The organism is Virgibacillus senegalensis, from assembly GCF_000821245.2.
Taxonomy (GTDB): Bacteria; Bacillota; Bacilli; order Bacillales; family Amphibacillaceae; genus Sediminibacillus; species Sediminibacillus senegalensis.
The window spans coordinates 191,644-212,526 of record NZ_LN611425.1 but is presented as its reverse complement, the minus strand read 5'-3'; the positions used below and the strand labels follow the sequence as shown (position 1 = coordinate 212,526).

Genomic DNA, 20,883 nt, shown 5'->3' with positions numbered 1-20,883 from the left:
TGTTCTCCTATATATAGAGAGACCCCCTCAGAAGGGATCTCTCGGTATTGTTCATTCAAATTTAATCAGTAGAAGTAGTGGTGGTCTCTGTAAACTGAAAATTTTGTTCATCTGCACCAGGATTACTCTTATATACGACTTTACCAGTAGGCAAATCAGTGCCATCTTTTTCTTCAAGATAATTAAGTTCAACTAGTTTGGCTACTGTAATCTCAGTTTCGAACTCATCGGCTGCATAAGCGATACGAGCAGCCTCGATAATCATATCGATTTCCGCCTCATCCGCTTTTTCCTCTGTATTGCCAATAATCCCGCCGATAGCAGGTACGGCGATGGCTGCGATAATTCCCAATATAACGATGACTGCTAGCAATTCGACCAATGTAAACCCTTTCTCTTCCATGCACGTCTTCCAGCGTTTTTTAAGCATGAACGATTCCTCCTTGACTATGTAATTTTTCGTGCCGGCAAGCCTGCTGGCAACCTCATTCAACGTGGTGTTCTCCCATTGTTCTCTCATCTAACCCTATTATACTATACAACTTCTCTTTGAACAGGACCTTTTTACCAGATTGACAGCTTTTTTGTTAAATGTTCTCAAAAATAGAAAACATCGGGATAATGATGGCCAGGACAATTGCTCCTACCATCACCGCTAAAAAGACGATCATGATCGGCTCTATCAGGGATTTCAGCTTATCGGAAGCTTCATCCAGCTCCTGCTGATAGAAATCGTCAACTTTTTTGAGCATCCGGTCCAAAGCGCCGGAGTTTTCCCCTACCGCAATCATTTGCGTGACCATTTTCGGAAATGCCCAATGCTCCTTCATAGGAGCAGCCAATGACTCGCCTTCTTCCAGAGAGGCTTGACTGTCTTTCAATACTTGTTTAAACACCTGGTTGCCAATCACCCGCTCGGTAACGGAAATTGCCTGAAGGATCGGTACCGAGCTGGCTAACAGGGAACTCAACGTTTGGGTCATCCTTGCTATTAAAGCTTTTTGCAAAAACTTACCAAACAACGGAACTTTCAGTTTCAGGCGGTCAAATTTGGTTCTGAAATAGGTTTTTTTGCCCAAATAATGATAGATAACATAAAGAAACACCGACAATAATCCTATTACCCACCAATACGATTGGGCTAAACTGCTTATTTGCAAAACAACAGCTGTATAGACAGGAATTTCTTCCCCAAAGGATGCAAACATGTCTGTAAAAATCGGCACAATGAAAACAAGCAAGAAAATGGAGACCAATATTGAAATTGCTCCGACAGCCAATGGATAAGCAAGCGAGGACGTGATTTTTTGCTTTAAGTGATATTGTTTTTCATAATAGGAAGCCATGTTCTCAAGAATATCATCAAGACTGCCGCTCACTTCTCCCGCATGTACCATGCTTACCAGTAATTCCGGAAAAATTTTCGGGAATTTCTCCATTGCCTCAGTCAACGGAACACCGGTTTCCAATTCCTCCTTCACGTGTTCCAATGCCGCTTTCAAATAGCGGTTATCGGACTGTTCCGCCAATATTCCTGTCGCCTCTACCAATGAAATTCCTGCATCGATCAACGTAGCATATTGCCGCAAAAACAAGACAAAATCACGATTTTTCACCTGGCTTCCTATATGAATGTCTTTGTATAAGAAGCTGTTGAGTTCTTGAAGGTCATAGGCGATTACTCCCTCACTTCTTAAGAATGCTCGAGCCTCTTGTGTGGATTCAGCATTTATCTTGCCTGTTTTTGCTTTGCCGTCTTTGCTTCTCCCATGATATCGGAAATAAGCCATTAGGTATTCCCTCTTTCCTTCAGATAAGGAAGGGCAAATTCTTCGGATATTTCACCTGTCCGCAACAATTTTTTTATATCCATTGTCATCGTGTGCATGCCCTGTTCACGTGAAACCTGCATCGTGTTTGGAATTTGATGCATCTTTTCATTTCGGATCAAGTTCTTGATAGCCGCTGTATTGCGGAGTATTTCTGTCGCTGCTCTTCGCCCTTGCTTATCATTCGTCTGGAACAACCGTTGGGAAACGATTGCCTGCAGCACGTTGGCAAGCTGGATCCGGATTTGTCCTTTTTGGTGGGATGGAAAAACGTCGATGATTCTGTCCATCGTCGAAGAAGCATCCGTTGTGTGCAACGTCCCGAGGACTAAATGTCCGGTTTCAGCAGCAGTGATAGCGGTCGCGATTGTTTCCAAATCGCGCATCTCTCCGACCAATATCACGTCCGGGTCCTGCCGCAAACAAGCACGGAGTCCATTGCTGAAATTTTGCGTATCAAATCCTACCTCCCGTTGGTCGATAATACAATTTCCGTGTGTATGTAAATATTCAATCGGGTCTTCCAATGTAATGATATGCTTGTGCATTCGTTTGTTCATATAATCGATCATGGCTGCCAGCGTCGTGCTTTTCCCGCTTCCAGTCGGACCTGTAACCAGCACCAACCCTTGCGAACTCGCCGCAATTTCCTTGATCACTTCCGGCATCCGGAGTTCGTCCAAACTCGGAATAGTCGTCGGTACTACCCGGACAGCAAGTGACAAGCAACTCCTTTGGTGAAAAATATTCATCCGGAACCGGGAGACCCCCGGGATCCCATAGGATAAATCGATTTCCCGTTTTTCTTGAAGCCTTTCCCACAACTTGTCGTTTATCACGCTTCGAACCATTTCTTCTGTATCTTCCGGAGAAAGTTTTTCATTCCCGAATGGACGCAACTCTCCATGAATACGGAAAACCGGAGGAGTACCTACGGTCAGATGAATATCAGAAGCTCGTTGAGAAAATGCTTCCTGCAATAAAGAATCTAAGCGATTCATGTTGATTCCTCCTTATTCTTCGGTTGCTACGCGCAGCACTTCTTCCAGGCTGGTACTACCTTTTTTCACTTTTTCCAGCCCGTCATCTATCAAAAACTTCATACCTCGTGCTTTCAGGTACTGCTTTAAATCGGACATCGACCTGTTATCCATCATCTTTTGACGGATGGTGTCATCGATCACAAGTAACTCATGGATGGCTGTCCTTCCTTTATATCCAGTCTGCCTGCAGCTGTTACAGCCTTTCCCTTCATAAATTTGCTCGATAGGAATGTTGTATCGTTGGAAAATATCTTTTTCCATCTCGTTTAACTCCCGGCTTTGCATACAATCCTTGCATATTTGTTTGACTAACCGCTGAGCCATGATTCCCGATAACGAGGATACGACCAGATATGGTTCGATTTTCATGTCAAACAACCTCGGAATAGCAGCCATCGCGCTGTTGGTGTGCAGTGTGCTGAATACCATATGACCGGTGAGGGAAGAGCGGACAGCAATTTCCGCAGTTTCCATATCCCTAATTTCGCCGACCATGATGATATTCGGGTCCTGCCGTAAAATTGACCGGAGTCCTGCAGCAAAATCGAGACCGATTTTTGTATTGACTTGTACTTGGTTAATCCCTTCTAATTGATATTCTACTGGATCTTCCACCGTGATAATATTGACGTCTTCCCGGTTCAACTGATTGATCGATGCATATAAAGTAGAGGTTTTTCCTGAACCGGTCGGCCCTGTCAAAAGTATTAATCCGGAAGGCTGTTGAATCAGCTTTCGGTAGTGCTGATAATTTGCTTCACTGAGATCGAGGTCGCTGAGCTTTTTCACGATATTGGTAAGGTCGAGGATACGGATGACGATTTTCTCACCGAATACAGTCGGCAATATGGAGATCCGCAGATCGATTGGTTTTTCGTCGATTACTACTCGGATCCTGCCATCCTGCGGCAATCTTGTTTCGGTTATATTCAAATTCGCCATAATTTTCGTTCGGGCAGTAAGCGAATTTTGCAATCGCTTTGGAATAGTCCTTTCTTTATGAAGCATGCCATCGACCCGATATCGAACGGATAAACTGTCTTCAGCCGGGTCGATATGAATGTCGCTAGCCTTCAAGTGGACACCTGTCTGAAGCAGCTGATCCATGACTCGGACCGCAGGAGCATCCTCTGCCAGCTCCGATTCTTCTGCCTCTATTGTGAAATTCTCCAAGTCATAGTACTTGTTGATCGCCTGTAAAATATCGTCCTTGGACGCGATGACCGGCTTAATATCGAAGCCGGTCGACAATTCCAAGTCGTCGATTGAAAAATAATCCATTGGATCATTCATCGCGACCGTCAGGGTGTTTTCTCTCAAACTCAAGGGCATCAGTACATTTCGCTGTGCCATTTCTTTTGGCACCAGCTCCGTCAGCTGCTGATCGATGGGATACCCATACAAGGAAACACTCTGAATGCCCAGCTGTAATTCCAATACCTCCAACAGCTGCTGTTCTGTAATATATCCCTGTTCGAGTAACGCATCTCCGAGTTTTTGACCGTTTTTTTTGTTGGCCAACGTGTCGACGATCTCTGCTTCCGTCAAAACGCCAGCTTCTTTCAGTAAATCCCCTAACTTCTTTTTATTGCGGATTGCCATATTCCCCCTCCTATTCGTCCGTTTCTCTGATTGGTTCTTTTGTGATAATATCCCCGACGTCTATCGGAACGCCATCCGAAACAAACGGAAGGTCATCGAGACTGAATTCCTCAAATTCAATCCTACTGCCGCCCCCACCACTAAACGAGTCGATGACAACCATTCCTTTAAGCGTTCCGCCACCTCCGAAACGGAAAGCTGCATGAGGGGCATAAATCAGATAGGTACTACTCGCTCCACCGTCAACCTTCACGTTTGATCCGCCGGTAAACAAATGGCCGGTAAACTCGCCTCCTCCCGTTATTTCCACGTCAGCCCGATCCGCGAACAGGGAACCATTTATTGCTTGCGACCCGCTGAGCAGCAGTTTATCTTGTCCTTTGTAATAAATATGGGTGTTTTCTGTATCTCCGGTCTTATTCCATGTACTCCCGGAACCAAAAGTTAGTTTGTGCCGGACATAGATCGTCAGCCTGCCTGGATTTTTTAACTCAATATGGCCATTCTCTAAATTCAAATGATCCACTACGATGGACTGATTTCGGCCTTGTAAATCGATGGTCAATGTGTTGTTGCTGCTGATTTTGATTTCTTTAAAGGATGTGCTTTGATGTAAAGGGAGAATATAGTCATCCCCGCCTCTAATTGTCAGCATTCCATCATGGATATATCCTTTCCTGCCATCTCCTCCCTTTAATTGGCCATTCTCCGCTAATGGGAATTCAGGGATAGGTGGAAAATCGGGCAGTTCCATCGTCCCCTTTTCCTGCCCAATAGGTTGAGGCAGATCTTCAAGTGTTTTTTTCGGAGCTTCAAGTGCATCATCTTCCGAACCAAATGGCACAAATATTTTTCCATCGATTAACTCGGCACCACCTTCCAAACGGATGGAAGGTGCTTGCTCCGAATTGGTTTTAATATTGCCTTTAATCTGAGCTCCCCCCGACAAATCAATGGTCGTATTGGCATAAACCGCCGTTTGGTCCGGTAAATGGATTCCCTCACCCTTTCTCGGGATCCAATTGACGATAAATGGCTGCTCCACTGTTCTGGAGCGATCACCGATGGTTCCGGTAGATACAAGTTTATATTGTCTGACCTGGTCTTCATTCGGTTGCTCCGACTCGATATGTACCGAAGCTTCAGGCTCTTTTCCGAAAATTTCATCAAAGTCTGTGTATGTACGTTCCGATTGTATCAGCCCTTTCACTTCTGCTTCCGAATCCTCTCCTCCCTGGTAGTAACGCTCGATTGCCGCTTCTATTTCAGCATTTTTCAATGCGGCTCCCGCTTCGGCAATATAATATGCAGACTGATCACTCCGTTCACTGGAACTCAACTTTGTATGGTTGACCATCACGCCGAGCAAGCTTAAACCAAGCAAGGAAAGGATCACCATCACGATCAAGGTGAAAACAAGGGCAGATCCAGCTTGATTGTTCCATTGGATTTTTAACTTCTTCATTACCGGCATGCTATCCCTACTCCCTGATATATAGGACTGTTGATATTTCCGAAAGCTGATGAGTGTCAGAAGCGCTCTTTATCTTCAATGTTACTCCGTTGCCTAATTCCGTCGGTTCTGCTTGAAAATCTTCTATTCCTTCCGCAATCGTCTGGCCATTGCGTAACAGCAATCCGCCGTTTGACCGGTAAATGACTCCATTGATTGTCAATTGGTTGTTTGTCACCTCTAAGGAATCTGCCTGTCGCACATCTTTTGTGATTTGCTTCAGAACCAACCTGACATCCGATTGCTGCTTTACTTCTTCTAACTGACTGGAATATTGCTTATTGCCGAACCAGGATACGGATCCTGCCAGCATAATAACCAATCCGAGCAGCGCAAGTACAGCCAATAATTCCACCAGTGTAAATCCTTTATGATTGCGCATCTTCTTCAAGCCCATCCCCCCACTCGACAACCGTCTCCATTTGAGCTTCCAGTTTGTTGGAACCAGCTTGGTAGACTTTAACTATGACGTTACCCAGACGGCTATTTTCAGGATGCGGTTTCAGTGCCATCTTCACATGATAGCCCTTTGGATCATCCGTGTACTCCCCTTCACTGCCTGTGGCGGCATAAGTTTGGGCAAGCAGATTATTGCAATCAGTATAATCGGTGCAAGTGACACTCATTTGATAGATTTCTTCCATATAGTTTTCTGCCACATAAGTTGCAGTCAAAATCGAACTGGCATTTTTATTGGTTTTGGCAGCTTGAGCAAAAAAGGTGAAAAAAGTGGTAACAATAATCGATAAAATAGCGATGGATACCAGAATTTCGACCAGCGTCAATCCGTTCTCATTGAACATATCCTGCTTTTTATGGTTCACTAACATCCCCCTCTTCCCTGCAGCCAGATTTCTTTTCCTGCATACCCATTTGATCGAAAACGGTCAAAACAAAAGCTGCCAGCCGTCTACCGGCAGCAGCGAATAAATTACGTGCAGACATCATTTTTCGTAAACAGCCACCCGGTTACGTCCTTTCCGTTTCGCTCCTATATACATAGCCCTGTCTGCATGCCTGATCATTTCCAGCGGTTCTGAGCAATCATCTGGATAGGATGCTACGCCGATACTTGCTGTCAGGGAGACCGTAATCGTTTCTTGTCCATCCATTATATGGTCGGAAAGATGAAAAGGGTCTTCTGAAATAGACTTGCGAATCACTTCTGCCAAAAATAGTGCGGAGGATTTATTGGACTTCGGAAGAAAAACAATAAATTCTTCTCCCCCATAACGGGCGGTGATACCTTTTTGTCCAATAATTCTCGTCAACCTTGCAGCTAGTTCCCGCAAAATTTCATTTCCGCTTTGATGACCGTATGTATCATTAAATGCTTTAAAATGATCTAAATCCAGTAAAATCATGGAGGATGGCTCTGAAAGGTGTTCCGGCTGTTGATTGGCAAAGTACATTTGCAAGTAATCCTCAAAATAACGGAAATTGTACAACCGGGTCAGGGCATCCCGTTCACTTCTCATTTTTGTTTCCTCATAGTTTTTAGCATTTTTAATCGAGACTGCCAGGTAATTAGTCAGAATGGACAGCATCATAAATTGCGATTTTTCAAATGCCCTTTTTTGCCTGGAAACCAATGTAATGACACCAACCACCATGTTATCGCGCTCTAAAGGAACAGACATCAAGCTTTCCCCTGGGATGTTCAGTCGTTTATCGGCCATNGAGCTTCCAGTTTGTTGGAACCAGCTTGGTAGACTTTAACTATGACGTTACCCAGACGGCTATTTTCAGGATGCGGTTTCAGTGCCATCTTCACATGATAGCCCTTTGGATCATCCGTGTACTCCCCTTCACTGCCTGTGGCGGCATAAGTTTGGGCAAGCAGATTATTGCAATCAGTATAATCGGTGCAAGTGACACTCATTTGATAGATTTCTTCCATATAGTTTTCTGCCACATAAGTTGCAGTCAAAATCGAACTGGCATTTTTATTGGTTTTGGCAGCTTGAGCAAAAAAGGTGAAAAAAGTGGTAACAATAATCGATAAAATAGCGATGGATACCAGAATTTCGACCAGCGTCAATCCGTTCTCATTGAACATATCCTGCTTTTTATGGTTCACTAACATCCCCCTCTTCCCTGCAGCCAGATTTCTTTTCCTGCATACCCATTTGATCGAAAACGGTCAAAACAAAAGCTGCCAGCCGTCTACCGGCAGCAGCGAATAAATTACGTGCAGACATCATTTTTCGTAAACAGCCACCCGGTTACGTCCTTTCCGTTTCGCTCCTATATACATAGCCCTGTCTGCATGCCTGATCATTTCCAGCGGTTCTGAGCAATCATCTGGATAGGATGCTACGCCGATACTTGCTGTCAGGGAGACCGTAATCGTTTCTTGTCCATCCATTATATGGTCGGAAAGATGAAAAGGGTCTTCTGAAATAGACTTGCGAATCACTTCTGCCAAAAATAGTGCGGAGGATTTATTGGACTTCGGAAGAAAAACAATAAATTCTTCTCCCCCATAACGGGCGGTGATACCTTTTTGTCCAATAATTCTCGTCAACCTTGCAGCTAGTTCCCGCAAAATTTCATTTCCGCTTTGATGACCGTATGTATCATTAAATGCTTTAAAATGATCTAAATCCAGTAAAATCATGGAGGATGGCTCTGAAAGGTGTTCCGGCTGTTGATTGGCAAAGTACATTTGCAAGTAATCCTCAAAATAACGGAAATTGTACAACCGGGTCAGGGCATCCCGTTCACTTCTCATTTTTGTTTCCTCATAGTTTTTAGCATTTTTAATCGAGACTGCCAGGTAATTAGTCAGAATGGACAGCATCATAAATTGCGATTTTTCAAATGCCCTTTTTTGCCTGGAAACCAATGTAATGACACCAACCACCATGTTATCGCGCTCTAAAGGAACAGACATCAAGCTTTCCCCTGGGATGTTCAGTCGTTTATCGGCCATTTCTTCCCACTGGCTTTTCCGATGGTAATGGACACCTTGCCTGCTGGCCCATACACGACCGCTCACCGCTTGATTTTTATAAAAAATATCTTGTTCTGGAAAGTCCATGCTTCTTTCTCGATCAATAAAACGGACAAGCCGCATTCTTGCTTCGTCTTCCACTTCGAAAATCAGTGTATAATCAACAGGCAGCAGCTCCAATATATGTTCGTTAAAAAGATCAATGACTTCGTTTACTTCCATTTGGGCTGTCAGCTTGTGGCCGATTTCGCTCGTTCTTTGCAAAAGGTAATTGATTTTTTGACTCGAATGGAACATACGCAAGATATAAGAAATACTCAGTAAAGGGAATCCGATAAATAAAATGGCCGTTGTTCCATTTTGTACGTATAGCCAATACAATATCAAACCTATCGGAATGACGAGGATCAGTGAATAAGCTTCCCAGACAAGTCCCCTGTCAAAAAAGGGGGCCTTCATCCCGTAAACCATTCGCTTGACCATTCGGAGTGTAAGCTGATTGGCAAAAAATGCCGCCATGACATAACCGATGATGGGCATGACGTTCTGCGGACTTTCCAGTACATCGGCACCGTTCGTTCCGCCCAAGAACCAGTAAACCAAAGCGGAAATCAATGAAACAAGTAAAAACATTAGTAGATTCATAGGAATTCGGAACCACTCCGCCTTTCGCAGACGAATACCTGCCAGCAGACAAAGAATGGCCAATTGTGTCAGCATGATTTCGATAAATAGACCGTAATATAAAAATACGGCCAAACTTAACCCATTGACAAAAAAGATCGGCGTTTGATTAATGGTAATTGGAAACAGCGCGACACTGCACATCAGCAATCCGAACAGAACGAGATCGTACCAATTAACCGTAATTTCAGGATCCCAATGCTGATATGTCATCCAGGTAAGCAGCGGCCACAGAATCAGCCATATAACCAAAAGACCATTTTTTTTCTTTTTACTTACCATCTTCAGCATCTCCCCGACTTCTCTATCACTTCCGCCCCAAACGATTAGGTCTTAAGCCTTATTTAATTTCCTAAATTTAAAATACCATACTTGTCATGATTTAACAAAGAATTTTCTGACTAATTCTATAAAATATAGTGATCCCGTGATAAACAGTACCGTTTCTCCTGCTGATTCCAAATGGTTTCGGACTACTGCCTCCCAATTTTCCACCCGGCTGTTCTTGCCAGTATAGATGGTCTGTAACATTGGGCCCGATGCAGCGCGCTCATGATGAAAACTAGTGAAATAGACGGAATCAAATTTATTTTCCAGTTGTGGCAGCATTTGTTGAAGCGCTTTGTCTTGAAATGCAGCAAACAGTAACTGCTTTCTCCGGTTCGGATAGAGTTGCTCCGCTGTCTGCAAAAAAGCTGTAATCCCTTGAGGATTGTGGGCCGCATCCAGAATGACGGTCGGGTGATCGTGCACTTTTTCAAACCGGCCTGGAATCACGGCGTTTTTCAGACCCATCAGTGACTTCGGCCACTCTGTAGGAAAACGATCCTGCAAAAGATTCAAAGCCATCATAGCCAGGGCCGCATTTTTCACTTGATGGCTGCCTGCCATCGAAATAGCAGCCTCCAGCGTCAGACCATCGGTTTTAAAAGTGAATCCCGTATGATTCGGCTCACTGTTATCAATCGCATAAACGGTAAATTCTTCAGCATAATGATAGACGGGAGCAGCAAGACTCTCTGCCTTTTTCAAAATGACAATGGCTGCTTCCTCTGTCACATCTCCTACTACAACCGGAATTCCCTGCTTGATAATTCCCGCTTTATGACTGGCGATCTCTGAAAGGCTTTCGCCGAGCATGCGCTGATGATCCAAACCGACATTCGTAATGATAGAAAGCAGCGGGATAAAGCAATTGGTGGCATCTTTCGTCCCACCCATCCCGGTTTCAATCACACTGATGTCTGCATTCTCTGCAAGGAAACAGATAGCAGCAGCAGTTTTGATTTCGAATTCCGTCGGAGGATTGTCCATTTCATCTAATTCAGTAATAACTGGCATCAATCGATTCATCAATCGAACCAACTGTTCTTCTGTAATCCGCTCTTCGTTGATTCCTATTTCCCCTTCTAGCCCCGAAATGCTTGGAGTTGTGTACGTCCCGACACGATAGCCGTTATGGTACAGCATCTCTTTTAAACTAGTGACGGTTGAACCTTTTCCGTTCGTCCCTGCAACATGGATTGCCTTTATTTTCCGTTCGGGATTGCCTAAACGCTCAAGTAGATAATAGACACGACCAAGACCGGGTTTTACGCCAAGTTTTTTTCTTCCTTCTAAAAATAGGTTTATTTGCTGGTAAGTGCTGAACATGCTGCATCCTCCGTGTTTTCTATTTCTCATCTATTTATGAAAAGCACTATTGCTTTTCAAACAGGTAAATGCTTTTTAAAATAAATAAGCAACCAATAAGCGTGCTCTATTTTATGGAAAGCACGCCTTATTATATACTATCACTAGCAGACGAAAAAGGAGAATACGATGCTGAATTACGGATGGGTTATTTATAATGGACACTTGCCTGGCGGAAAATTTAAAGATTTTGCAGAATGGATCCAAGAAGCAGCCGCCAGACAAACTATCACACTGGAACTGGTGAAAAACAATGAACTGCTTGCGCTATATCAAAAAACAGGCAGCTTGGTGATTACCGATAAGTGGAACCGCAAACCTGATTTTGTGGTATTCGGCGACAAAGACATCTACCTTGCCAAGCAGCTGGAGTTTCTCGGTATTCCTGTATTTAACAGCTCAGAAGCAATCAGTTGCTGTGACGATAAAATTGCTACCTATCAAGCACTGTCAAGACACAACCTGCCAATTCCCAAAACAATTGCCGGGCCGAAAATCTTTCCTGGATACCGAAAAATCGAGACAGCTAGCTTTCAGAAAGCCGGGGAGATGCTAGGCTATCCCCTAATTGTCAAAGAAGCATTTGGATCCTTTGGCGAGCAGGTTTACTTAATAGAATCGGAACAGGAATTGATGGAAAAAATTGAACAGCTTCAAGGCCGTCCTTTCGTTTTACAGGAATTCATTGCCTCCAGTTATGGAGTGGATTTACGTTTGAATGTAGTCGGGGACCAAGTCGTCGCTGCGATGAAGCGTCGTTCTTACGTTGACTTCCGGGCAAACGTGAGTGCCGGTGGAACCATGGAGACGTATCAACCAACACCGGAGGAAGTTGATTTGGCTGTAGCAGCCTCCCATGCTGCAGGAACCGATTTTGCAGGAGTGGATCTTCTGTTTGGACCAGAAGAAAAGCCGTTGATCTGTGAAGTGAATTCTAATGCGCATATCCGCAACATTTATGATTGCACCCAAATCAACGTTGCCGATTGGATCATCGATTACATCGTCAACAAACTACAGGGGTGAGTACATGCAAACAACAGGCTGGCTTCTTTATAAAAAAGAAGATGCTGTTTCGAACAACGCGTATATTGAATGGTTCATCGAAGAGTGCCGGAAACAGGACATCAATCTCCTGCTCGTCCTCCGGGAGGAGCTTACGATTGGTGTCTTTAACGGAAAACTCGAGGTTAAAACGAATAAAAAACAAAGCTGGCCGGATTTTTGTGTAGTCCGAATCGTCGAGCCATTGCTGAATAAGCAACTGGAGATGCTTGGGATAAAAGTCTTCAACTCTTCGGAAGTATCCTATTTATGCAACAACAAAGCAGTCACCCATCAAAAAATGGCAGCCCTAGGTATTCCGATGGTCGACACAATCTTTTTGCAAAGCGATCAGCTTGGGGACCATCTGCCAATGCATCCCCCTTTCGTTATGAAAGAAGCGACAGGAAGAGGCGGAAAACAAGTATATAAAATTACCGATTCAGCTCACTGGCAAACTGTCCGACAAAAGGTACGAGCAAAAGATGTCATTATTCAGGATAGCGCTGTGCAGGCCGGAAAAGACTTACGTGTATTTGTTGTTGGAGATGTTATTGTCGGTGCTGTCCTGCGTAGCAATAAAGCAGACTTTCGAGCAAATTTCAAGCTGGGAGGAGAGGCCGAGTGGTATGAGCTGTCGCAAGAAGAAGCCCGCATGGTTCGTAGTATTATCGATTCATTTTCTTTTTCCATGGTTGGTATTGACTTTCTATTCTCAGAAGATGGAAAGCTCCTATTCAATGAAATCGAAGACGTTGTCGGCAGCAGAACGTTAAGCATCGTAAGTGACGTAAATATTCTGGCGAAATATGTGAAGTTGATAAAAAAAGAAATGAAGGAGAGAATTTGATGGTTCGTATAAGGAAGGCAGAAAAAACGGATGCAGAAGCAATCGCCAGAGTAAGCGTAGCTTCCTGGCTGTCTACTTACAGGGGAATCGTACCAGAAAAAATTTTGCAGAAAATCACTCATGAGCAGCGTACAGAAGCCTTTAAAAAACGGCTAAACGATAAGCAGCACCTTCTCTATATAGCCGAGACAGAAACCGGCACGGTTGTCGGCTTTATTAATGGAGGACCTGAACGTACGGGGAACACTTCATTCAACGGGGAAATATACAGCCTATACATTCTGGATGAATACCACCATCGCCAAATCGGCCGACAGCTTGTCAACGTGCTGGCTGAACAACTGCAAAAAGACGGGATCGATTCCATGCTTGTCTGGGTGTTGGAAGAGAACCCTTCCAAAGGCTTCTATGAGCATTTGGGAGGCAAACAGATTGATCGTCAGTTTCTCGCTGAATTAGAGGCTTACGAAATCGCACTTGGTTGGAAAGCTATAGACAAGCTAATTGCCATATAAAAAGCACAGGGGCTTTTCCCCTGTGCTTTTTGGTTATGACTGCAACTCATCAAGCCGTGCTTGAACTTTTGCGCGTTTTTCCATATAGTCTGTTTGTTTTTGTTTCTCTTCTTCGACTACTTTTTCAGGAGCTTTGCTGATAAATCCCTGATTCGAAAGTTTCTTTTCGACTCGCTCCACTTCTTTGTTCCACTTCTCGAGTTCTTTTTTCAACCGCTCGATTTCTTTATCAATATCGATCAATCCTTCAAGAGGAAGGAACAATTCTGCCCCTGTGACAACGGCCGACATTGCTTTTTCCGGAGCTTCGATTTTCTCGGCGATTTCCAACTTGCTAGTGTTACAGAACCGTTCCAAATAATGGCGGTTTTTGTCTAGCTTTTCGGCTATCGAAGCGTTTTCCGTCTGAATCAATAGCTGAACTTGCTTCGACATTGGTGTATCGACCTCAGCCCGAATATTTCTTACAGAGCGGATAATGGCAACCAGCTGTTGCATTTCCTGAGCCGCTTCTTGATTATGAAGTTCACTTCTAGCAGCTGGCCATGCCGCTCTGGTGATCGATTCTCCTTCATGAGGCAAATGCTGCCAAATTTCCTCTGTAATGAAAGGCATAAACGGATGCAGCATTCTCATTGTTTGATCCAGTACATAAGCCAGGACAGATCTTGTCGTGTGTTTGGCTTTTTCATCTTCTCCATACAATGGCAGCTTCGCCATTTCGATATACCAATCACAAAGCTCATCCCAAATAAAATTGTAAAGCTGACGCCCTGCTTCGCCAAATTCATATTTATCGGCGTTCTTGGTCACTTGCTCAATCGTTTCGTTCAACCGGGTCAAAATCCATTCATCTGCCACTGATTTTTCCCCGTCCAAGTCGATTTGGTCGTACTTCATATCGCCCATGTTCATCAAAGCAAATCGGGAAGCATTCCAAATCTTATTGGCAAAATTCCAGGTGGACTCCACTTTCTCCCATTGGAAACGTAAATCCTGGCCAGGGGTGGTGCCAGTAAGCAGGAAATAACGTAAGGAGTCAGCCCCATACTTATCGATGACATCCATCGGATCGACACCGTTGCCAAGTGACTTACTCATTTTTTTGCCATCAGCAGCACGGACTAATCCGTGGATCAGGACATCTTTAAACGGGCGTTCTCCGGTGAACTGTTTCGATTGGAAGATCATTCTGGAAACCCAGAAAAAGATAATATCATAGCCGGTAACCAGCGCATCAGTCGGGAAATAACGCTTGAAATCCTCGGCATCTGCGTCTGGCCAGTTCAAAGTGGAAAACGGCCATAACGCAGAAGAGAACCAAGTATCAAGAACATCCTCATCCTGCTCCCAATTTTCGCTGTCTTCGGGTGCCTGCTTTCCTACATATACTTCTCCCGTTTCCTTATGATACCAGGCCGGTATCCGATGTCCCCACCATAGCTGACGAGAAATACACCAATCGCGGATATTTTCCATCCAATTCAGATAGGTTCGTTCAAAACGTTCAGGAACGAAGTTGACTTTTTCATCCCGGTCGGATTGCATTTCGACTGCAGCATCTGCCAACGGCTGCATTTTAACAAACCATTGTGTCGACAAATAAGGCTCTACTACAGCGCCACTACGCTCTGAATGGCCGACAGAATGCATATGTTCTTCTATTTTGAACAGGACTCCCTGTTCCTGCAGGTCCTCAACCAATTGTTTTCTGCATTCAAACCGGTCCATCCCCTGATAACTTCCGGCGTTTTCGTTCATCGTTCCGTCTTCATTCATGACTAAAATTCGTTNTTCTTGATTATGAAGTTCACTTCTAGCAGCTGGCCATGCCGCTCTGGTGATCGATTCTCCTTCATGAGGCAAATGCTGCCAAATTTCCTCTGTAATGAAAGGCATAAACGGATGCAGCATTCTCATTGTTTGATCCAGTACATAAGCCAGGACAGATCTTGTCGTGTGTTTGGCTTTTTCATCTTCTCCATACAATGGCAGCTTCGCCATTTCGATATACCAATCACAAAGCTCATCCCAAATAAAATTGTAAAGCTGACGCCCTGCTTCGCCAAATTCATATTTATCGGCGTTCTTGGTCACTTGCTCAATCGTTTCGTTCAACCGGGTCAAAATCCATTCATCTGCCACTGATTTTTCCCCGTCCAAGTCGATTTGGTCGTACTTCATATCGCCCATGTTCATCAAAGCAAATCGGGAAGCATTCCAAATCTTATTGGCAAAATTCCAGGTGGACTCCACTTTCTCCCATTGGAAACGTAAATCCTGGCCAGGGGTGGTGCCAGTAAGCAGGAAATAACGTAAGGAGTCAGCCCCATACTTATCGATGACATCCATCGGATCGACACCGTTGCCAAGTGACTTACTCATTTTTTTGCCATCAGCAGCACGGACTAATCCGTGGATCAGGACATCTTTAAACGGGCGTTCTCCGGTGAACTGTTTCGATTGGAAGATCATTCTGGAAACCCAGAAAAAGATAATATCATAGCCGGTAACCAGCGCATCAGTCGGGAAATAACGCTTGAAATCCTCGGCATCTGCGTCTGGCCAGTTCAAAGTGGAAAACGGCCATAACGCAGAAGAGAACCAAGTATCAAGAACATCCTCATCCTGCTCCCAATTTTCGCTGTCTTCGGGTGCCTGCTTTCCTACATATACTTCTCCCGTTTCCTTATGATACCAGGCCGGTATCCGATGTCCCCACCATAGCTGACGAGAAATACACCAATCGCGGATATTTTCCATCCAATTCAGATAGGTTCGTTCAAAACGTTCAGGAACGAAGTTGACTTTTTCATCCCGGTCGGATTGCATTTCGACTGCAGCATCTGCCAACGGCTGCATTTTAACAAACCATTGTGTCGACAAATAAGGCTCTACTACAGCGCCACTACGCTCTGAATGGCCGACAGAATGCATATGTTCTTCTATTTTGAACAGGACTCCCTGTTCCTGCAGGTCCTCAACCAATTGTTTTCTGCATTCAAACCGGTCCATCCCCTGATAACTTCCGGCGTTTTCGTTCATCGTTCCGTCTTCATTCATGACTAAAATTCGTTCCAGATTATGGCGGTTTCCGATTTCAAAGTCATTCGGATCGTGGGCAGGGGTGATTTTTACTGCACCGGATCCAAATTCCATATCGACATAATCATCGGCGACAATTTCAATTTCACGCTCTACTATCGGCAGGACAACCTTTTTGCCGATTAAGTGCTGATACCGCTCATCTTTCGGGTGGACAGCAACAGCCGTATCACCGAGCATCGTTTCAGGCCTGGTTGTCGCTATCTCGATATGTCCACTGCCATCCTTCAATGGATATTTCATGTGGTAAAAGTGTCCCTGAATTTCCTCATGAATTACTTCAATATCGGACAGCGCTGTTTTCGTCGTTGGATCCCAGTTAATGATATACTCACCGCGATAAATCAGTCCTTTGTTATACAACGTAACGAAGACTTCTTTGACCGCTTCCGACAATCCCTCATCCAGGGTGAATCGTTCACGGGAGTAATCCAGACCCAATCCAAGCTTTGCCCATTGACGGCGGATAAACGAAGCATATTCCTCTTTCCACTCCCAGGATTTCTCAAGGAATTTTTCTCTGCCTAAATCATAACGATTTTGTCCTTCTTCTTTAAGTTTTGCTTCGATTTTCGCTTGAGTAGCAATACCGGCATGATCCATTCCCGGGAGCCAGAGAACATCATAGCCCTGCATCCGCTTCATTCTTGTGATCAAATCCTGTAATGTGGTATCCCAGGCATGACCGATATGCAGCTTACCTGTAACATTCGGTGGCGGGATCACGATGGTATAAGGTGTTTTCTTCTCATCTCCGTCCGCTTCAAAATACTTTCCTTCCACCCAAAACCGATAACGGTCGCTTTCAACAGATTGGGGATCATATTTTGGCGGCAGCGAAATCTCTTGTTTATTTTCGTCCATGTCATTAACCTCCTGCTTCCATATTTGCCGTAAGCCTTTTGTGAAAGACGGTACCCAGGCGAAAAAACCTGTTGGGAATCCCGATAGAAACACAAAAGCCCTTCTCATCCTAAAGGACGAAAAGGGCTGTATTTCCGTGGTACCACCTTTGTTTACAGACGTATCTTGTCTGTACACTCTAATGTTATAACGGCTGACAGCCGGCTTCCTCTACTCGGTTTCAAAGAAGCTGCATCCCGGGCGACCTTCCAAAGCAACCATCCTGGATAACCTCTCAGCTAATGGTTATCCTCTCTAGAGGCGTTTGCTCTGTACTCTTCCCGATCACGGCATTTACGGTTTTTCGATTTCTATTCATTATTTTATCCAAATTGCGTCTGTTAAGTCAACAAAAAGATAAAAACAAACCTTTCCTTCCAATAAAATGGGCGTTTGCACCGGTTTTCTGATACTTTTAGTACCGATTCGCTCCTCTTGTTCATAAGATACACCAAAAGGCTAATTAAAGGGGTGAATGCAATTGGCTCGCTATTACCGATACAAGCTTCCTCCATGGTGCAGATATTGGCTTGTCGTTTTCGAAAAGGCTACCCTGCCAATCATGATTTTCCAACTGATCAGGACATTATTTTTTCCCACCACGATGGATGTCTTCCTACTCGGTTTGTTTGTCGGCATCTTCATCGCATTTTATATGGAATGGATCTAATCTTCTTCCTCCAGCTCTTCCAAATATTTTTGCCGCTGGGTTTCAAGCACTTCCTGGAACTTCAGGCCGTGATACAGCCGGCGATAAGCCCGTTCCAAATCTCTAATTTGAAAAGGAAGCGGCCTGTCCGGATACCGTTGATAATTCTGAACGGTTTCCAGATAAGTAGAAGGATTTATCGTCAAAACAGCCAGGAGTGACTTTTCACTTTGGAGCAACCTGTTCTGCTTTTCATATTGAGGAAATGACTGCAGGATTTGCTGAAAAACGTTATCATGATATTGCCATTCATGATGGAAATAAACAGATAAATCTTGTACAGGACTACCTGTGTAAGCATTTTCCCAATTGATAAATTTGGCTTGCTCTTGTTTCGTCAGTAAATGAGATAAGCGCAAATTGCCGTGGCACAGGCACGTTCTGCTGATACGCTCTCTCTGCAAGTCTTCCTTATAGGCTTCTAACCAGGAAACGGTCTTCGAAAAAGCAAATTCGACATCCCGGTAATGGGTACAAACCTGCAGCTCAAACGGTGACATGTAACGGCGCGCTTCAAATCGTTCCACCTGTTCCAGCAAATCTGCCTGTCGGGATTCCAGTTGTCTTAACTCGTTTGCCACTGTATCCTGTGCCAGCTCCTGATTTAGTTCATACTCTTCCATAGTCACTGCGTGAATATTTGCAAGTTCCCTGAAGAATCCTTCCAATACATGGACTGGCTCGTCTCTTTCCAGTTTTTCCTGCCAGGGTGTCAAATAATAAATTTCATTTTCGTACCGGACATTAATTTGCCCTTTTTCTGTCAAATAAACAGGAACAATAGAGTCAAGTCTGTGTATATTCGCCTGGCGATAGACATTTTCCCAATTGGCGAGGGCTTCCGGCTCTGGCAGTAATCGCGACCGTTTTAGGGCAAATGTATAATGATAGGTATGAATTTTATACAGACGGCTTGTAATCGGCACAATTTCTGCTGGTCCGATTTGGTACTCCTGTAAAACGATTTTTATCCTATCCTCCAACATGACTCCCTCCTAAAAACCTGAAAACCTCTCCACATGGGCGAGGTTCTCCACCTTCTGATAATTGGTGTTCTAAGTTTTGCGCGCGTAAGAAATCCCTTGACAGCACTTAGATGGCAAGGGATTTTTGCTGAATGATTTTACTTCTTGACGGGGATGTAAAGAATTTGCCCTTCTTTTATGTCCTCGTCTCCTAACCGATTCGACTTAGAAATATGGAGGGGCGAAATCTTGTACTTCTCTGCTAAGGAAGCAAGCGTATCACTCTCCTGTACGATGCACATCTTCAGGCGGGTATACTTCTCTTCTTTATTATCGAACATATTCAACAAGTAACGGGTATCTGGACTTTTTTCGTCTCTGCCGTCCGAAGATTCGTCAATCGACTCCACAATTTCCTCCAATACTTCACTGGATTCTTCCTCATAGCTTTCATAAGATGAATTGCTCGACTCGGCGGATTCTTCTACCTCTTCTACTTTCCCAAAAAATTCCGCCAACGATTGCGTTTTCTGTTTCCACCTGTCTTTTTCCTGTTCCTTAGCATCTGGTGTTGTACCGCTATCAACCTCGTTTTGCTGCTGTTCCGTTTTTTCCTCAGTCTTCTCTGCTTTTTCTTTCACATCAAACCGGAATAATTCCTGCACTGATTCCGATGCCGATTCATCATCTTCTTCAAGAACGGGAGTGTCACGAGCGTTTTCTTCAGCTACAGGCTGCTCCTCTTCTTCCGGCAGTTCTTCCATATCTTCTTCCTTTTCTTCCACAAGGGATAGTTCTGCATCCGCTTCATCATGCTTACTCTCTTGCCTCTGTTCCGAAACTCCGTGGATCGCCAAGGAAGCATTTAATTTCAACTGGTTCGATGCAGGCAATTCATAGTCAAATGACTCGATTCCGACCATCACATCATCCAACGAACTGATTCGGTATTTAGGTATGGATACTTCAACAGGAAAGTGATGAAAGAACTCATTGACCCCATCATCATATGTTTCTATTTGATCAACCAGCCGGTGGGATGGATCCTCTTCGAAAAAGCCCGCCTCATCGTCATCGGAGACTCTCTGGCTTTTCACTTGGAAATACTCTCCTTTTAACTCGATAACTCCCCTGATCGATACAAAATCACCCAAATCTTGAATAGAAATCTCTGGATCCAGGGAAATTCCCATCATTTCATCAACTTCCTGTCCTTTTTTAAACCAGACAGACTCATTCAAATCGAACGTAAACACGGATTGACCATCTTCTGCCAAAACTTACTCCTCCCTTCAAGATCCCATAAAACCTCGAACATTCTCTCCCTTAAGATATATGACCCACTATCAGGAATTATGCAAAAACGAAAAAGAGTAGTATGCGGGGACAGTCCCCATCAGCGCCTCAGCCACTATGAGAGCCCATTCGGGGACAGTCCCCAAACCAGGCTATTTATATCAGTCTGATTTTGTC

At 44.2% G+C, this 20,883-nt stretch carries 20 protein-coding genes and 1 other annotated feature; of the genes, 4 read left to right on the top strand and 16 right to left on the bottom strand.

Translation table 11 applies throughout. The features are described 5' to 3' along the window. Positions 1–61 precede the first annotated feature (61 nt). The 13 genes from BN1067_RS11660 to BN1067_RS11610 form a co-directional block, all read right to left on the bottom strand. Positions 62–520 carry a prepilin-type N-terminal cleavage/methylation domain-containing protein gene (locus BN1067_RS11660; RefSeq protein ID WP_234400693.1) on the bottom strand — a complete coding sequence of 153 codons (459 nt, stop codon included), beginning with the start codon at positions 518–520 and terminating at the stop codon, positions 62–64. Between the two features lie 67 nt (positions 521–587). Then, a complete protein-coding gene (locus BN1067_RS11655; RefSeq protein WP_053219019.1) occupies positions 588–1,790 on the bottom strand; it encodes a type II secretion system F family protein in 1,203 nt (400 codons plus the stop codon). Then, on the bottom strand, positions 1,790–2,830 hold the full coding sequence (locus tag BN1067_RS11650; RefSeq protein WP_053219018.1) for a type IV pilus twitching motility protein PilT: 1,041 nt from the start codon (positions 2,828–2,830) through the stop codon (positions 1,790–1,792). The genes BN1067_RS11655 and BN1067_RS11650 overlap by 1 nt, the downstream gene beginning before the upstream one ends. A gap of 12 nt (positions 2,831–2,842) precedes the next feature. Further along, the gene (locus BN1067_RS11645; RefSeq protein WP_053219017.1) at positions 2,843–4,474 is read right to left on the bottom strand and encodes a GspE/PulE family protein; all 1,632 of its coding nucleotides are present in this window, start codon (positions 4,472–4,474) and stop codon (positions 2,843–2,845) included. 10 nt (positions 4,475–4,484) lie between these two features. Next, complete coding sequence (locus BN1067_RS11640; RefSeq protein ID WP_053219016.1) at positions 4,485–5,948, bottom strand: DUF7305 domain-containing protein; 1,464 nt, start codon at positions 5,946–5,948, stop codon at positions 4,485–4,487. A 7-nt stretch (positions 5,949–5,955) separates the two neighbouring features. Beyond that, the gene (locus BN1067_RS11635; RefSeq protein ID WP_234400738.1) at positions 5,956–6,369 is read right to left on the bottom strand and encodes a prepilin-type N-terminal cleavage/methylation domain-containing protein; all 414 of its coding nucleotides are present in this window, start codon (positions 6,367–6,369) and stop codon (positions 5,956–5,958) included. Further along, the gene (locus BN1067_RS11630; RefSeq protein WP_053219014.1) at positions 6,356–6,811 is read right to left on the bottom strand and encodes a type IV pilus modification PilV family protein; all 456 of its coding nucleotides are present in this window, start codon (positions 6,809–6,811) and stop codon (positions 6,356–6,358) included. Before BN1067_RS11630 ends, BN1067_RS11635 begins: the two co-directional genes overlap by 14 nt. Then, complete coding sequence (locus tag BN1067_RS20440; protein WP_267893611.1) at positions 6,801–6,935, bottom strand: hypothetical protein; 135 nt, start codon at positions 6,933–6,935, stop codon at positions 6,801–6,803. Before BN1067_RS20440 ends, BN1067_RS11630 begins: the two co-directional genes overlap by 11 nt. After that, positions 6,932–7,627, bottom strand: a complete 696-nt coding sequence (locus BN1067_RS11625) for a GGDEF domain-containing protein (protein WP_053219013.1) — start codon at positions 7,625–7,627, stop codon at positions 6,932–6,934. The genes BN1067_RS20440 and BN1067_RS11625 overlap by 4 nt, the downstream gene beginning before the upstream one ends. Before the next feature lie 20 nt (positions 7,628–7,647). Then, positions 7,648–8,046, bottom strand: coding sequence for a type IV pilus modification PilV family protein (locus tag BN1067_RS11620; protein WP_456119740.1), 399 nt, complete (start codon positions 8,044–8,046; stop codon positions 7,648–7,650). Positions 8,047–8,056: 10 nt separating this feature from the next. Next, positions 8,057–8,191: a hypothetical protein gene (locus tag BN1067_RS20435; protein ID WP_267893611.1), complete on the bottom strand. Its 135-nt coding sequence runs from the start codon at positions 8,189–8,191 to the stop codon at positions 8,057–8,059. Then, on the bottom strand, positions 8,188–9,909 hold the full coding sequence (locus tag BN1067_RS11615; RefSeq protein WP_053219011.1) for a sensor domain-containing diguanylate cyclase: 1,722 nt from the start codon (positions 9,907–9,909) through the stop codon (positions 8,188–8,190). Before BN1067_RS11615 ends, BN1067_RS20435 begins: the two co-directional genes overlap by 4 nt. 93 nt (positions 9,910–10,002) lie before the next feature. Next, entirely contained in the window at positions 10,003–11,280 is a 1,278-nt protein-coding gene (locus BN1067_RS11610; protein WP_053219010.1) for a bifunctional folylpolyglutamate synthase/dihydrofolate synthase, read from the bottom strand. Between the two features lie 168 nt (positions 11,281–11,448). Between BN1067_RS11610 and BN1067_RS11605 the strand changes: the two genes are divergently transcribed. The 3 genes from BN1067_RS11605 to BN1067_RS11595 are packed head-to-tail and all read left to right on the top strand — an operon-like array spanning position 11,449 to position 13,728. Next, positions 11,449–12,345 (top strand): ATP-grasp domain-containing protein, encoded by an 897-nt coding sequence (locus BN1067_RS11605; protein WP_053219009.1) that lies wholly within the window; start codon positions 11,449–11,451, stop codon positions 12,343–12,345. A 4-nt stretch (positions 12,346–12,349) separates the two neighbouring features. Beyond that, entirely contained in the window at positions 12,350–13,213 is an 864-nt protein-coding gene (locus BN1067_RS11600; protein WP_053219008.1) for an ATP-grasp domain-containing protein, read from the top strand. Next, on the top strand, positions 13,213–13,728 hold the full coding sequence (locus BN1067_RS11595) for a GNAT family N-acetyltransferase (protein WP_053219007.1): 516 nt from the start codon (positions 13,213–13,215) through the stop codon (positions 13,726–13,728). The genes BN1067_RS11600 and BN1067_RS11595 overlap by 1 nt, the downstream gene beginning before the upstream one ends. 33 nt (positions 13,729–13,761) lie before the next feature. Here the strand turns inward: BN1067_RS11595 and BN1067_RS20205 are convergent, their stop codons facing one another. After that, positions 13,762–17,697: a valine--tRNA ligase gene (locus BN1067_RS20205; RefSeq protein WP_053219006.1), complete on the bottom strand. Its 3,936-nt coding sequence runs from the start codon at positions 17,695–17,697 to the stop codon at positions 13,762–13,764. Between the two features lie 109 nt (positions 17,698–17,806). Next, positions 17,807–18,034, bottom strand: a binding site (T-box leader). Positions 18,035–18,217: 183 nt separating this feature from the next. Between BN1067_RS20205 and BN1067_RS11585 the strand changes: the two genes are divergently transcribed. Beyond that, positions 18,218–18,406, top strand: a complete 189-nt coding sequence (locus BN1067_RS11585) for a hypothetical protein (protein ID WP_053219005.1) — start codon at positions 18,218–18,220, stop codon at positions 18,404–18,406. Here BN1067_RS11585 and BN1067_RS11580 read toward each other — a convergent pair. Continuing rightward, positions 18,403–19,431 (bottom strand): phosphotransferase, encoded by a 1,029-nt coding sequence (locus BN1067_RS11580; RefSeq protein ID WP_053219004.1) that lies wholly within the window; start codon positions 19,429–19,431, stop codon positions 18,403–18,405. The genes BN1067_RS11585 and BN1067_RS11580 overlap by 4 nt on opposite strands. A 137-nt stretch (positions 19,432–19,568) precedes the next feature. Further along, complete coding sequence (spoVID, locus tag BN1067_RS11575; RefSeq protein ID WP_053219003.1) at positions 19,569–20,687, bottom strand: stage VI sporulation protein D; 1,119 nt, start codon at positions 20,685–20,687, stop codon at positions 19,569–19,571. Between the last annotated feature and the right edge of the window lie 196 nt (positions 20,688–20,883).

Coding starts and splice junctions, on each gene's coding strand:
- BN1067_RS11660 (WP_234400693.1), bottom strand. CDS start 520: ATGAGAGAACAATGGGAGAACACCACGTTGAATGAGGTTGCCAGCAGG.
- BN1067_RS11655 (WP_053219019.1), bottom strand. CDS start 1,790: ATGGCTTATTTCCGATATCATGGGAGAAGCAAAGACGGCAAAGCAAAA.
- BN1067_RS11650 (WP_053219018.1), bottom strand. CDS start 2,830: ATGAATCGCTTAGATTCTTTATTGCAGGAAGCATTTTCTCAACGAGCT.
- BN1067_RS11645 (WP_053219017.1), bottom strand. CDS start 4,474: ATGGCAATCCGCAATAAAAAGAAGTTAGGGGATTTACTGAAAGAAGCT.
- BN1067_RS11640 (WP_053219016.1), bottom strand. CDS start 5,948: ATGCCGGTAATGAAGAAGTTAAAAATCCAATGGAACAATCAAGCTGGA.
- BN1067_RS11635 (WP_234400738.1), bottom strand. CDS start 6,369: ATGCGCAATCATAAAGGATTTACACTGGTGGAATTATTGGCTGTACTT.
- BN1067_RS20440 (WP_267893611.1), bottom strand. CDS start 6,935: ATGATGTCTGCACGTAATTTATTCGCTGCTGCCGGTAGACGGCTGGCA.
- BN1067_RS11625 (WP_053219013.1), bottom strand. CDS start 7,627: ATGTCTGTTCCTTTAGAGCGCGATAACATGGTGGTTGGTGTCATTACA.
- BN1067_RS20435 (WP_267893611.1), bottom strand. CDS start 8,191: ATGATGTCTGCACGTAATTTATTCGCTGCTGCCGGTAGACGGCTGGCA.
- BN1067_RS11615 (WP_053219011.1), bottom strand. CDS start 9,909: ATGGTAAGTAAAAAGAAAAAAAATGGTCTTTTGGTTATATGGCTGATT.
- BN1067_RS11610 (WP_053219010.1), bottom strand. CDS start 11,280: ATGTTCAGCACTTACCAGCAAATAAACCTATTTTTAGAAGGAAGAAAA.
- BN1067_RS11605 (WP_053219009.1), top strand. CDS start 11,449: ATGCTGAATTACGGATGGGTTATTTATAATGGACACTTGCCTGGCGGA.
- BN1067_RS11600 (WP_053219008.1), top strand. CDS start 12,350: ATGCAAACAACAGGCTGGCTTCTTTATAAAAAAGAAGATGCTGTTTCG.
- BN1067_RS11595 (WP_053219007.1), top strand. CDS start 13,213: ATGGTTCGTATAAGGAAGGCAGAAAAAACGGATGCAGAAGCAATCGCC.
- BN1067_RS11580 (WP_053219004.1), bottom strand. CDS start 19,431: ATGTTGGAGGATAGGATAAAAATCGTTTTACAGGAGTACCAAATCGGA.